Origin of the sequence: Candidatus Uabimicrobium amorphum, assembly GCF_009002475.1 — a bacterium.
Taxonomy (GTDB): Bacteria; Planctomycetota; Uabimicrobiia; order Uabimicrobiales; family Uabimicrobiaceae; genus Uabimicrobium; species Uabimicrobium amorphum.
Genome location: NZ_AP019860.1, coordinates 1,400,347 through 1,414,054 on the forward strand (window position 1 = coordinate 1,400,347; position 13,708 = coordinate 1,414,054).

Here is a 13,708-nt window from a genome sequence, read left to right on the forward strand (position 1 = left end):
CATATTATATAAAAAGAAAACAACGGGCAATCTTTTTTTACTAGGAGATAAAGAATGCACAACGTGATTAAAATCCTCGTACTGGTCGTATTTTTATTTGGATGTTCAGGAGGCTATAAACAACAGCCTGTTGTCAAAAAAATCGCTGTTGCACAGGACTACGCACAGTTATATTGTGGTACAAGTCGCGTCGCTTTAACCCCATACAAAAACACCTACATGGCGGGATATGCTCCAGGAAATCGCATTGCCTCTGGAACATATTACGATGAAAAACGTGAGCTATATCACCATTTGTACAGCCGTGCCGTACTTTTACATAACAACGCGCAAATTGCGTCTAACAAAAAATACATTGCCTATGTGTCCGTGGACCTACTTATTTTAACAGACGCTTTGACAAAAAAAGTTCGCGAGCAAGTCGGTCCTGAAATCGTGGTGAATTTATGTGCCACACATCCGCATTCGGCAATCGGTGGATATTGGTGTTGTACTTTACCATCTATTGCAATGGGCTCTTTTGATGCCGAAAATTTAGAATACCTGGCACAAAAAATCTCCCAGAGTATTCTCACCGCAAAAAAGAACATGCAACCAGCGAAGATTGGCATTACCCATGCGCAACTACAAAACACCACAAAAAATAGAAGACGTAAAAACGACCCTGTGGACACAAGGCTGACGTTGATCCATGTTAAAGACCAGAATGATAAAATAATGGCGGATATGGTGTGGTTTGCCGGACACCCAATACTCATGCCTCCTGAATTATGGAAGTACTCTTCTGACTTTCCTGGGGCTTTTGCACGTATTTTAGAAAAAGAGCAAGATCCATCTTATGTGGCGTTGTTTTTTCAAGGAGGGCTAGGAGATGTCACGACCAGACCCCCTGCAAAATATTGGAAACATATCAGTGGACGTGTACCACAGCGTATGGAAAAAATTGAAATCATGGGAAAACTTATTTCCGACAAGGTAAAGGAAATACGCAGTACAGTACAAACGTCTCCCGTGGTTCGTTTACAACACCATTCGCCCAAGTTTATTTTGGGCAATGTCAATGTCAATGCCATTCCTGACTTTCTCATACCTCTTGAAATTGTAGGAAGAGTTTGGGTAGACTGGGGATATATGCCTGAGGAATCTCATTTAGAAATTAGTACAATCGATAACACATTGCACCAAACAGCTATTGCAAACTTTCCCTTCGAAATTTCATCTACATTGACCATTGATCTACGTAAGAAGTTGGAAAGGCACTATGATGTGGGAATTGTGACTTCTTTGAGTAATAGCTGGTACAGTTATCTCATGCACTCCTATAGTGCGATGTGGCCACCATCAGGCCCCGAATATATTGAAAGTTTTTTTGATCCCGGCTACGGCGAATGCGTCATGGATTACGCGTATAGTGTTGCTGTTGAGATGAAAAACAGTTCCATGGAGAGAAAATGATTTTTATAAAATATCTAACGAAAAGCTTTTAATAAAAAAAGTAGTTTTTGGGTATTTTCAGAACGCGATTTGAAGAATATAATCATCATAAATCATTTTGATTTTGACTAAAGTTCTCATAACTAATAAAATAGGGCAAAAATTTGCCGTTTCAGGTTGTTTTTTGCTCTACGAAAAACCAAATTCCACAAATACCTATTGAGTTCTCCTCACTAATGATCGCTGATACTAGGAGTTAGAAAAAATGATTCGTTATTTCACACTTGTTATCTTATTCTGCGCTTGTTTTGTGCAAGCTGATTGGCGTGAAAAAATTGCCACCTGTCCTGTTTGTTTAAAACAAACTGCATTTTTGCAACCTGCATCATTTTCCAATGAAATATACATGCGTCCATCGCGTTTTCAATACGTGTTTTGGCCATTTACAGATACACGCTCTATTTACTGTTGTCAGAAGTGCTCTTACTCTACTTTTTCCTGGCATTTTCATGCCCTTCCTGCAAATAAATTGATTGCCGTTACCGATGCGTTGAAGGAAATGAATCACGATTTATCTAAATACGAAGATTACACGGCAATTCCTATTTCTACGCGTATGAGGATTGCGGAGAAAGTTTATGAGGTTTGGGGACTTGGGCATGATCACTTTTGGGCTGAATTTTACCGAACCAAAGCATATCATCTTGAAAAAGAAGCGGATAATTCGAAAAACAAGAAGAAGGCTCTTGAGAGAAAACAGCCACAGGTTTTGGAAAAGCGCAAACACCCTGGCGCAACACGGTCGATACTATCGGCAGTATTTTATCCTGTGTTGAAGTTTTTAATTACACAACAAACAAAAGATTTCTTGCAACATTATCGGCACCAACAAATGAGTGAAGAGCAAGACATTCTTTACAAAGAAGCCACCGAAGATCGTAAAAAGGCACTCGCAATTGCCGAAGAAGTTTTAAAGCAACCTCAACAGGACTTTTTTCCTCACAAAGAGTGTTACTTTATTGCCGGAGCAATGAGTTATCTTATTAAAGATTATAAAAAGGCAAAAAAACATTTTAACGATGGTCTAAAAATTGACTATACAACAAAACAAATGAGTGCAGAAGAAGCTCAAGAATACAATAAATATTTAAATAAACTACTACAGGAATATCTCAAAAAGCTAGAATAAGGGGAGTGCGATGAAGAAGAGTGTTGGATTTCTAAGTGTTTTGTTTGTGATTATTGTTATTGTGAATGCTTGGAGTATAGTATCGCTTTTTGATCAATACAGTATCTACAACGAAGCTTCACAAAATAATATCCTTTCTGTGGAAACTGTCGAAGAAAGTAATGTGCAAATGCAGTTACTGACGATTACACAAATGATTTTATATATTTTGATATTTATCACTTTTTGTTTGTGGTTCTATGGGGTGCATGAAGATCTAGAAAGTTTAGGGGCAAAAGACCTAAAATATAGTCACGGGCAGACATTTTGGGGCTTTATTATTCCTATTGTCAATATTGTTCGTCCTTACCGTATTGCGAAAGAAGTGTGGACACAAAGTTCCAAAGACTCAGCAAAAAAGTCATTTGTGGTTTTATTTTGGTGGCTTAGTGTACTACTTACGATCGTTTTAGGGTATGTAAGTGGCTTATTGGTCGCTTTTTCTGACGATGTGGAAACTTTCAAAAACTCCATCTTAGCTCTGATCGCTGCGGATGCGCTGGGCGTTTTTGCGGCGATGTTTGCTTTTTCTATGGTTCGTAGTATTGAAAAACTACAAAAAGAGAGTTATGCCACCAATTGAGTTTTAGGTGAAACTTTGGAGAGGATGAATTAATGTTTAGAATACCAATTTTATTAGCGCTTTTTTGCAGTTTTTTATACGCGGAAATACAATTTCAAGCCAATGTAGTTTGTGAAAATAATGAAGTAATATTTTCCGCCACAGCTTATGAAGATGGCCGTGTAAGAAAAGATTTAAACGTTGTTGTCAACGACGAAAAAATAGGTTACCACCCCGTTTTAGGTTACATAAGCGGTTTCCCTTCTTTGAAACCAGGTGATACAGCATCGGTAGTCGTGACAAATACAAACGGAGATGTCGTATTTGCAGACGATGTAGTGTTACCACTTGTGCCTAGTTTGATTGATCCACAACTTAAAATGGATAAACTCTATCCCACTGTTTATCAATGGCAAGCGACAAGTCCTTTCATGTACTTTAGCTATGAAAACAATAATGGTGCATCTTTTGAAAAATATTTTTACAACTCTGAGGCTAGCATCGAAATCCCTACAGAGACGCTTGAAGCCGGTAATGGTTATATCACGATTTGTGCTTTAAGTGGAGATGCTGAAAAGTCATCTTTAATTGCATCAAGTGTTGTATCGCAAAAAGTGAATGTGGACGGAGAGCGTAAACAATTGAGAGACAAACTACCACCTGCCAAGAGTTGGAAAGACTCCTTTGAAATTCCAAAGGTTGGCAAACGTACATTTGATCTAAATGCTTACATCATGCCACACGATGGTAACTTTAAAGTCGGAGGACGCAATCGTCGCTTTAAGGCAAGTGTTATCGTCGTTTATTATAACGAACAACCCATCTGGACTTGGGATCGTGTTTATAAATTTTCCAAAAAGAACTATTCGCAAAGTTTTGCAAGAAAAGCCCAAGAAATGATGGTTGTTGCAACTCACCACATACATTGTTGGGTTGATTTTAAATAATTTTTTAAGAAGAGGATGTTGTGTTATATGGCATCCTCTTTTTTCATTTAAGGAGTGTATATGAAAAAAATCTTTTGTGTATTTTTACTCTGTATTCCCTTTGTGATAGATATATTTGGATATCGACAATTTTTATTTGGTGTTGGTTTTTGTGAAATTTCACCAGAATCTTTTGCGGAAAACGCAACCATTGCCCCACCAAATTTCTTAGGAATATTTGAGGCGGTAGAGCTTTGTATTTTATTCTGTTACATTACGATTATTCGTCGCAATATTATCCGTTTAATTCTTATTATATCAACGGTCGTATTTTGTACTCTTGGAATGATACTGAGCTCTGTTGCTGATATTCTCGCTAGATCTACGATTTACTCTGTAGCAGTTGTCGATCTGATTTCCATTCAAAATATATGTGCTATGGCGGCATGTTTTTATCTATTTTCGCTGGCGTTTATGTGTATGAGTAACATTCTTTTTCGCCGCTTATCTTTCCTAAAAATGCTATCTCTAACTCTAATTGTTAGTGGCGCAGTCGGTGTGATATTGACGCGTTTTCATGTGATTGCCGATCCAAGGTGTTTACAAATTGCTGCAATCAACGACACACTACGTTTCTCGGTCTCCGAACTTTTTTATCTGTTTGGATTGGAACTAGCATTTGTGACATACATCGGAGAGTTTTTGGAAAAGTATAGTGCAAAGATCGCGATGCAAAAGATTCAAGTGCTCGATCGTCAGTACAGAATCGCCGACTATTACTATCAGCGCGTGCATATGGGAGAAATTGAGTGTGTGAGTCCAATGTGGGAAAGTATGCTCATTGGCAGTGGGCTTGACATAACACGTGTGGGACGTCAATACTATGGAGTTCCCGATCCTGACGTCATTCAGCAACAAATCCATTATGTCGAAGCCAGTCACAAACTCGTGCATTTTGTACCACACATAATCGCAATGCTCGTTTTAGTCGTTATTGTTTTATAAATGAATTACTACAGGGTGCTTCGTAAAATGGAAGCATCCTGTGAACAATGACAAAACGGTATAGTGGATTGTTATTGTTCAAAATTTCTATTGCATTTTGTCGAAAAAATAAGTATAATTTTATACTAAATCTCTGTTATTTTATAACAATTTTATAAATGGAGGATTTGTGATGGTCAACATAATAACAATTACAGAAGAATCAGCAAAACAAATCCAAAAAATACGCAAGAACGACAACATACCCGACGACCAATTTCTACGCGTTTCTGTTGTAGGAGGCGGGTGTTCTGGATTTTCTTATAAACTCTCATTTGAGAGTGAAAAACGAGAAGACGACATTGTTGTCGCTGAACACGATGTTCAGTTACATGTAGATGCAAAATCTGCACTGTATTTGAGCGGAACCACACTAGATTACAGTGGTGGGCTTAATGGCTCTGGATTTGAATTTACAAATCCCAATGCAGTACGCACTTGCGGCTGTGGTAGCTCATTTGCAATTTAGAGAAACAAGGTAACACTTGTTTCTCTAAATTTTGAAAATTCAACCAATCTATACAACTTCAAAATAATACAAATTTACACACCTCATATATACATCTCATGTATAACAGGACTCTCTCCTAACCTTATGATCTTTTAGTCTGGTAAGTTATTTTCGGCCAGGTCCCTTAAACGAAAACACCTGTACTCTTTTCTAGAGTATTCTAGCGGAACAGGAAATTCAAAAGTCTCTATAAATTAAGGAAATCTTTTATGAGCAGATATAGTGAATATCTAAAAGAGATTGAAGAAAGAAAAGGTCAAGGACTTCATGCGAAGCCAATTGACACTGCTGAATTATTAAGCGAAGTTATTGCGCAAATCAAAGATTTGAATAATGAGCATCGCAAAGACTCTCTTAATTTCTTTATCTACAATGTCTTGCCAGGAACCACCAGTGCGGCTGGTGTAAAAGCGGAGTTTTTAAAGGAAATCATTCTTGGTAAAGCGACCGTAGAAGAAATTTCGCCTGCTTCTGCCTTTGAGCAATTATCCCACATGAAAGGAGGACCTTCTGTTAAGGTTCTACTCGATTTAGCGTTGGGTGATGATGCTGCGATTGCCGGTGAGGCGGCAAAGGTTTTAAAGACTCAGGTATTCCTTTATGAAGCGGATACAGAACGTCTAGAAGAAGCTTTGAAAAATGGTAATGAAATCGCGAAAGATATTGTTGAAAGTTATGCACAAGCGGAATTTTTCACTAAACTGCCGGAGATAGAAGAAGAGATTAAAGTGGTTACTTTTGTCGCCGGGATAGGCGATATCTCTACAGATTTACTGTCACCAGGTAGTGATGCCCACTCTAGATCAGACCGTGAGTTACATGGTCAATGTATGTTTGAGCACAACAAAGAGAAACAAAACGAACTCAAGGCTCTACAGGAAGCACATCCCGATAAGAGAGTCATGTTAGTTGCCGAGAAGGGAACTATGGGAGTAGGTTCTTCGCGAATGTCAGGCGTAAACAACGTCGCACTTTGGATCGGAAAACCTGCCAGTCCGTATGTACCATTTATTAACTTTGCTCCCATCGTGGCAGGTACCAACGGTATTTCACCTATCTTCCTTACCACTGTTGGTGTAACAGGTGGTATTGGTTTAGATCTCAAAAACTGGGTGAAAAAACGTGATGAAGAGGGGAATGTCGTCGTCGATGAAGAGGGCGAACCCGTTTTAGAACAAGCATATTCTGTGGATACAGGTACCGTTCTTACCATTAATACCAAAACCAAAAAACTGTACAATGGCGACCAGGAGTTAATGGACATCTCATCTGCTTTTACCCCACAGAAAATGGAATTTATGAGAGCCGGAGGTTCATACGCCATTGTATTTGGTAAAAAACTTCAGGCATTTGCCGCAAAAGCACTTGGGATCGAAGTTCCACCAGTTTTTGCTACATCCAAAGAAATCTCTCACGAAGGACAAGGTCTTACGGCCGTCGAAAAAATATTCAACAAAAATGCTGTGGGGACTTCGGGTGCCACATTGCATGCTGGTTCATACGTTCGTGTGAATGTAGATATTGTCGGTTCTCAGGACACCACAGGTCTCATGACTTCTCAGGAATTGGAAATGATGGCGGCTACGGTGATTTCACCAATTGTTCAGGGCGCTTATCAGTCAGGTTGTCACACCGCTTCGGTATGGGATGTGAAGGCGCAAAGAAACACACCAAGATTGATGAAGTTTATGAATGATTTTGGCCTGATTACCGGTCGTGACCCAGAAGATAAGTATCATGCCATGACCGACGTAATTCACAAGGTACTCAACGATCTTACGGTAGACGACAGGTGGGTGATTATCGGTGGTGACTCTCATACGAGAATGTCAAAGGGGGTTGCTTTCGGAGCTGACTCGGGAACTGTTGCACTCGCACTTGCCACTGGTGAAGCCTCTATGCCAATACCGGAATCTGTAAAAGTAACCTTCAAAGGCGAAATGAAAGATCACATGGACTTTCGCGATGTTGTGCATGCAACACAATCGCAAATGCTCAAGAAGTTTGGTGGCGAAAATGTATTCCAAGGTAGAGTTATCGAAGTTCATATAGGAACCCTGCCTTCTGATCAGGCTTTCACCTTTACCGACTGGACAGCAGAGATGAAAGCAAAAGCGTCTATTTGTATTTCTGAAGCGGATACCCTTATCGAGTCGCTTGAGATTGCAAAGAGTCGAATTCAAACAATGATCGATAAGGGCATGGACAATGAGAAGCAAGTCCTTCAAGGTCTTATCGATAGAGCAAACAACAGAATTGAAGAGGTGAAGACCGGCAAAAAGCCGCCATTAACCCCTGACGAAAATGCGAAGTACTACGCAGAATTTGTCGTTGACTTAGATGCTATCGATGAGCCAATGATTGCCGATCCTGATGTTCACAACGAAGATGTATCCAAACGTTACACTCACGACACCATTCGCGATCTTACCTACTATAAGGGCGAAAAGCACGTAGATCTTGGTTTTGTAGGGTCTTGCATGGTTCACAAGGGTGACATCAAGATTGTTGCTAAAATGCTCAAAAATTTAGAAGAACAGTCGGGAATGGTAGAGTTTAAAGCACCTCTTGTCGTTACAGCGCCTACCTACAATATCATTGAGGAACTCAAAGAGGAAGGTGACTGGGAAATACTACAGAGGTATTCCGGTTTTGAATTTGATGATGCGGCCCCTAAACAACAAGCTCGTACCGAGTACGAAAATATCTTGTATCTGGAAAGACCGGGTTGTAACCTATGTATGGGGAACCAAGAAAAGGCTGCAAAAGGTGATACGGTGATGTCTACTTCTACGCGTTTATTCCAAGGAAGAGTTGTAAAAGACTCGGATCGCAAGAAGGGGGAATCATTACTTGCATCAACACCCGTCGTGGTTCTTTCTGCGATTCTTGGTAGAATACCTACGATCGATGAATACAAGTCCGCGGTACAAGGTATCGAGTTGACAAAATTTGCACCGCCGTTGAAACAGATGACCTCCGCACCATCTCATTTACTTTCTTACTAGTTTTCAGATTGGGTGCCCTCACCATCGAATTTATTTTCGTATTAGTTTGAGTTTTTCAGATTGGGTGCCCTCACCATCGAATTAGCAGTTACAGCTAGGCTGTAATCTGCTATTCTTATACCTCTCCCACAGGGAGAGGTGTAATGCTTCTCTTTTGTTAAAAACTAAATTTGCTTGAGTTGCGGGACAAAGTAGGGATGTAATACACTCTTTTGATGGATGTTGCATTGTGATACGCATCATAGAAAACGAATGGAATCAAATTCAGACGCGTTACGCCTCTCCCTGTGGGAGAGGCATGAGAATTGAGGCTTTTAGCGAAGCTAAAACCTTAAATTCGATGGTGAGGGCACCAATCTGAAAACGAATCCCTACCACAAAATCACTTCTAACTCTATTTTATGTCAAACAAATCTTGTAATTGAATACGCATCAATTCCTGCTGTTTGCGATCTCTTTTTTTTATCCAATATTGTAGCGAATGTGGTACTTGCACCGCATTTTGTTGATAAAAATTATATGTATCGACGATTCCGCGCAAAGCACGATATGAACCTAGTTTTTCTGCCTGTAGATAATAACCCAGTGACTTTTGCAAATGCAAATCGGGACTCCCTGGCAAAGAATGGAAATACCCCAACATACACATCGCTTCACGATAGCCAAGTTCCGCGGCTTTAACATACAAATATCTCTTTTTACTGCGATTAGCATAAGATATGATGAGAGGTGCAAATTGCTTTTCCTCGCCCAATTCGTAACACTCCTGCAATTTTTGCATTTGATTGGTTAATGTGTAGTAATTGACAAGCTGTAATGTTGCTTCGAAAAAACCCTTACGGTGTAACGCGTGTAACTTTTCGTAAGCCAATGGCAAATTTTTCTCTACCCCTAAACCGCGGTAATACATAAGCCCCTGGCAGTATAACGCGTCATCGTCTGTTGCGGCAAGTAGTGGTTGAATATAGCCTTTTCTCCTAAGAAAAGTGGCTATGTCCCTATCAGCCTGTCTAAGGAGCTCTTTTTCTTGTTTTTCTGGCATGAAGCGATTGCGTATAATTAACCAAAAAATGCGATAACCATAGACATAATACCGCGGATTTTTATCCCACCTAATCGTTTCTTTGATCTCTAGCCAAGCTTTTTCAATACGATACAAGTGATGTTGTTTTTTACTCTCCGCAAAATGATGCTGCGCTTTTTTGCGATTTTGCTCTTCTAGTATTTTTTGTGGGTCGTGTTTTTGTGTTGTTTTTTTCTTTCCTACGTTTCTCGGTTTAGACGTTTGGCGAAGAAATAGGAAACTCGTCACCAAAATCACCACCACACTAACAGCAACTATGTAAGATATCGGAAATTTTTTGCGTTTTATTTTTACCCGTCCGGTATTGCGTACGGCAAGGCCTTTACGGAAGTTTCGTAAATCCCGGGCCATCTTTGCCGCACTCGAGTAGCGTTTTGCCTTGTCCTTTTGCAATGCACAAAAACATATATCTTGCAACTCTTTAGCTATTGTTCGTGGCATAGGTTGTGGAGGTTTATTAAGTACCAGAAACAATAAATTGGCTTGGCCTTCGGATTTAAAAATAGGACGCTGTGCTAAAACTTCATACAACGTGGCACCCAACGCATAAATGTCGGTAAGATGGTCGACTTTTTTTCCAGAGATTTGCTCCGGGGAAGCATACAGCAATGTACCTAGCATACTACCTGATTGCGTTAGAGTGCTACAGTCCGTAGCGCGCGCCAAGCCAAAATCCATCACTACTGGTTCGTTGTTTTGAGTAACGAGGATGTTACTTGGTTTTATATCGCGGTGAATCACTCCTTGGCCATGGGCATAATGTATTGCATTGATTACTTGGATCATAATGTCGATGATTTGATTCTTTTTGAGTTTTTTTGCTGCTTCTTTTAACGTGGTGCCATCTATGTAATCCATAGTAAAAAAGTATTGTTTTTCAAAAACATCGATATCGTAAACGCGAATAATATTTTTGTGTTGTAGACTGGCTAGAGTTTTTGCTTCGCGAAGAAAACGTCGATTCTCGGTTTCGTTGGCATTTTTTCCAGATAACAGAACCTTGAGAGCAATAACTCTATTGATTTTTGCGTCAAAAGCTTTGTAAACGCGTCCCATTCCGCCCGCCCCTATTTCTTGCAAAATTTGATAGCGTTTGGCTTTACCGAAATAACGAGCTTCGTTTGAGGTTTGCGTGTCTCGAAATTGGTCCAATTTCGTTCCTTACTTTCTCATTTAGAGTTTGTGCGTATTTACAAGTTTATTTAGAGCATGATGGATTACCTAGCGATCATTTTATAGGAGGTAGTATTATAGGTATGTATTAGGCTGGCCCTAGATAAAACAAAAATTTATTATACATAACTATTTAAAATTTTTCTAAGGAGTATGATAAATTTTTGCTAATATTATGGAACTATCGGATGGTTACAAGTATCTCAATATACATTTTTATAGATGCGTTAGAAAAATCACATTTACAAAAATGGTAAAATCTGTTATTGGCGGATACTTGCACGAGACCGTTATTTCAAGTTATTGTTAACAAAGGATTTTACGATGAGAACAACTTTTTTAGTTTTGTTACTGTTCATTTTGGGTAGCCATTGTTACAGTGAAACTCGTTATATTTTTATCACGAAAATCAAGGTGACAAATAAAAATGGTGCGAAATATTGGGATTCATTTAAGGGTGCACCTGATTTGATCATCAGTATTTCCAAAAATGGTAGTAACATTTTCAAAAGTAAGACATACCAAAATCACTTAATCTTAGAAGAAACTATCGCCATTGACCATATGTTCCGAGTGGGAGATAAGGTTACTGTCAATATTGTCGACAAGGATTTAACAAACAACGATAGTATTGGTAGTCATACTTTTACTGTGGCAGAACAAGACGATGAGTACAATACAAATTTCTCTAAAGTGACTAGTTTTACCTATATTTCGACGGCGCATAAATCTTTAGAGGAAAGAAAAAGTCATATCGCTGCACAAAAAAAACAGGAGCAAATGCTTGAACAGCAAAAGAAAACACAAGCTCAAAAAGAATGGCTGGCAAAGCAACAACAAAATAAAGAAATGATGAAGAGCGAGTTGGAAAAAATAAAGACCAAAATGCTTCAGGATTTGATGAACGAAATTGCGCAAAAAAAGTCGACTGCTGATGAAGAAATTATGCAACAGCAAATCGAGGCAGATAAAAAAATTGCGGAAAAAAAAGCACAAGCCGAGAAAGAAATTGCAGAAAAAGAAGCACTCGCAGCAAAGAAAATTGCCGAAAAAAGAGCACAGGCCGAAAAAGAGATTGTAGAAAAAAGAGCTAACGCCGACAGAGAAATGGTAACGAAAAGAGCACAGTACGAAAGAGAACTTCAAGAGCGTAAATTACTTGTAGAAAAAAATATCAAAACTCTAGTTGCAACAGAACAAGAGAAAGCCAACGCGGAAATTGAGATGCACAAAGCCAAAGTGCAAAAAATTGTACAACAAGTCGCCAAAAAACAGAAAGAGATGTCGGCGAAAGAAAAGCAGTACGCAATAGCGCAAAAAACCGCAAAGCTTTACATTGTTGGCCTGAAAAATGAAAAAGCAAAACTCAAAAAAGAGGTTGCTGACTTAGCAGCGAAGCAGGAAAAGGCAAAATTAGAAGCAGAAAAAGCGCAGAAAAAACATCAAAGTGAATTAAGAATCCTCGAAGCGAAGTCGAAAATTTTGCGAGCGGAAGTGAAAAATCTACAGACGATGTCCAATGTAGCGAAAACACAACTGAAGACATACAAAACACAAATAGCTTCACACAAAGAGTTGGTAGAGAAGCAAAATAGTCAACAAAGTGGTGCACAAAAAAAATACCAACAAGAATTAGTGCAACTTCTCACCAAAAAAAAGCAATTGAACTCCAATATTGCGACCTTGGAAAAGCAGCAACAAAAGTGCAAAAAAGAAGTCGAAAGCTATGAAACAAAAATAAACACATATAAGAAAAACGAAAAGCTTCTATTGACACAACTGCAAACACTCAAATTGCAAAAGCAAAAATATTCGCAACAAGTGAAAGGCTACAGTTCACAACTGGAAAAACTCAAAAGCCAAGTGGACGAATATAAAAATCAAGCGACAAAGCCGCAAGAAGCCACGAAACCGCAAGAAACAACAAAGTCACAAGAAACAACAAAGCAACCCCAACATGAGACAACAGCAAAACAGCCGTACCAAAACAACACAAACGATACGCAACAAGCGCAGCCAAAGCGCGTTCTGTTTCGCGGTGAGACTCCTCCGAAAATGACACCAGAAAAAATGCAAAGAGCGATGCGCGCGATGGGTACTTTTTTTCGTCATATAGATAAAGAAGGACCAAGTGAGTCACCTGAGGATCTTTTCGAAGCTTTGAGCGAAGGTGTAAAAGAGTTCACACGTGGATATAAACAATTAGAAAAAATGGCAAAGATGTACTCGCAAAATAAGTAGTTAAATCGAGTCTGCTCAGTACACTGAGCAGGCTTTATCAGAAAATTTAGCGAGAAGAAAAGCTAAAAATAAAACGCAAAATAGCATACAACGCAAAAGCAAGTGGTCCAAATAAAATACATACAAACATAATGGGGGAAACCAACCAAAACGATATACTGTGTTCGTGGGCATCTAAAAATATCCAACGCCCGACAAAAAGATCAAACGCTCCGGCATAAGCCCAAAATAAACTAGCGCCCCAAACTTCCCCCATAAGTGCAGCCACTGCCTGAGGATTCGGTTTGTAAAACAACATAATCGATTCTTTAAGGTGTGGCATTAAGATAATGAGATAGCATATTGTGGGAGGTAAAATAATCCATGGTGAGCGAACAACTTTTTTAACAAATTCACTATGGGGAAAAAAAATCATCGGAAACCAAAAAATTAAAACACTGTAGGCTGATAGATGGAAGAGATATTCATCCATGGGAAAACCTTTCTGTGAAAAGAAA

At 39.1% G+C, this 13,708-nt stretch carries 10 protein-coding genes; 8 read left to right on the plus strand and 2 right to left on the minus strand.

Going from position 1 to position 13,708, the window contains the following annotated elements:
- The first annotated feature begins 54 nt into the window (after positions 1–54).
- From UABAM_RS04845 to UABAM_RS04875, 7 genes are all read left to right on the plus strand, one after another.
- Entirely contained in the window at positions 55–1,455 is a 1,401-nt protein-coding gene (locus UABAM_RS04845; protein ID WP_151966872.1) for a neutral/alkaline non-lysosomal ceramidase N-terminal domain-containing protein, read from the plus strand.
- 244 nt (positions 1,456–1,699) lie between these two features.
- A complete protein-coding gene (locus tag UABAM_RS04850; protein WP_151966873.1) occupies positions 1,700–2,623 on the plus strand; it encodes a hypothetical protein in 924 nt (307 codons plus the stop codon).
- Positions 2,624–2,633: 10 nt separating this feature from the next.
- Positions 2,634–3,245 carry a DUF4328 domain-containing protein gene (locus UABAM_RS04855; RefSeq protein ID WP_151966874.1) on the plus strand — a complete coding sequence of 204 codons (612 nt, stop codon included), beginning with the start codon at positions 2,634–2,636 and terminating at the stop codon, positions 3,243–3,245.
- A gap of 32 nt (positions 3,246–3,277) precedes the next feature.
- The gene (locus UABAM_RS04860) at positions 3,278–4,171 is read left to right on the plus strand and encodes a hypothetical protein (RefSeq protein ID WP_151966875.1); all 894 of its coding nucleotides are present in this window, start codon (positions 3,278–3,280) and stop codon (positions 4,169–4,171) included.
- A gap of 60 nt (positions 4,172–4,231) precedes the next feature.
- The gene (locus UABAM_RS04865; protein WP_151966876.1) at positions 4,232–5,155 is read left to right on the plus strand and encodes a hypothetical protein; all 924 of its coding nucleotides are present in this window, start codon (positions 4,232–4,234) and stop codon (positions 5,153–5,155) included.
- 172 nt (positions 5,156–5,327) lie between these two features.
- Positions 5,328–5,663 carry a HesB/IscA family protein gene (locus tag UABAM_RS04870; protein WP_151966877.1) on the plus strand — a complete coding sequence of 112 codons (336 nt, stop codon included), beginning with the start codon at positions 5,328–5,330 and terminating at the stop codon, positions 5,661–5,663.
- Between the two features lie 251 nt (positions 5,664–5,914).
- On the plus strand, positions 5,915–8,713 hold the full coding sequence (locus tag UABAM_RS04875; protein WP_151966878.1) for a bifunctional aconitate hydratase 2/2-methylisocitrate dehydratase: 2,799 nt from the start codon (positions 5,915–5,917) through the stop codon (positions 8,711–8,713).
- 394 nt (positions 8,714–9,107) lie between these two features.
- Here UABAM_RS04875 and UABAM_RS04880 read toward each other — a convergent pair whose 3' ends face one another.
- Positions 9,108–10,949, minus strand: a complete 1,842-nt coding sequence (locus UABAM_RS04880; protein WP_151966879.1) for a serine/threonine-protein kinase — start codon at positions 10,947–10,949, stop codon at positions 9,108–9,110.
- A 345-nt stretch (positions 10,950–11,294) separates the two neighbouring features.
- Here UABAM_RS04880 and UABAM_RS04885 point away from each other — a divergent pair, with 345 nt between their 5' ends.
- Positions 11,295–13,211, plus strand: a complete 1,917-nt coding sequence (locus UABAM_RS04885; protein WP_151966880.1) for a hypothetical protein — start codon at positions 11,295–11,297, stop codon at positions 13,209–13,211.
- Between the two features lie 46 nt (positions 13,212–13,257).
- Here the strand turns inward: UABAM_RS04885 and UABAM_RS04890 are convergent, their stop codons facing one another.
- On the minus strand, positions 13,258–13,683 hold the full coding sequence (locus UABAM_RS04890) for an ABA4-like family protein (RefSeq protein ID WP_151966881.1): 426 nt from the start codon (positions 13,681–13,683) through the stop codon (positions 13,258–13,260).
- Positions 13,684–13,708 lie beyond the last annotated feature (25 nt).

What these genes read in the sequence shown, in the direction of transcription:
- UABAM_RS04845 (WP_151966872.1), top strand. Translation starts at nt 55, where the DNA reads ATGCACAACGTGATTAAAATCCTCGTACTGGTCGTATTTTTATTTGGA.
- UABAM_RS04850 (WP_151966873.1), top strand. Translation starts at nt 1,700, where the DNA reads ATGATTCGTTATTTCACACTTGTTATCTTATTCTGCGCTTGTTTTGTG.
- UABAM_RS04855 (WP_151966874.1), top strand. Translation starts at nt 2,634, where the DNA reads ATGAAGAAGAGTGTTGGATTTCTAAGTGTTTTGTTTGTGATTATTGTT.
- UABAM_RS04860 (WP_151966875.1), top strand. Translation starts at nt 3,278, where the DNA reads ATGTTTAGAATACCAATTTTATTAGCGCTTTTTTGCAGTTTTTTATAC.
- UABAM_RS04865 (WP_151966876.1), top strand. Translation starts at nt 4,232, where the DNA reads ATGAAAAAAATCTTTTGTGTATTTTTACTCTGTATTCCCTTTGTGATA.
- UABAM_RS04870 (WP_151966877.1), top strand. Translation starts at nt 5,328, where the DNA reads ATGGTCAACATAATAACAATTACAGAAGAATCAGCAAAACAAATCCAA.
- UABAM_RS04875 (WP_151966878.1), top strand. Translation starts at nt 5,915, where the DNA reads ATGAGCAGATATAGTGAATATCTAAAAGAGATTGAAGAAAGAAAAGGT.
- UABAM_RS04885 (WP_151966880.1), top strand. Translation starts at nt 11,295, where the DNA reads ATGAGAACAACTTTTTTAGTTTTGTTACTGTTCATTTTGGGTAGCCAT.
- UABAM_RS04890 (WP_151966881.1), bottom strand. Translation starts at nt 13,683, where the DNA reads ATGGATGAATATCTCTTCCATCTATCAGCCTACAGTGTTTTAATTTTT.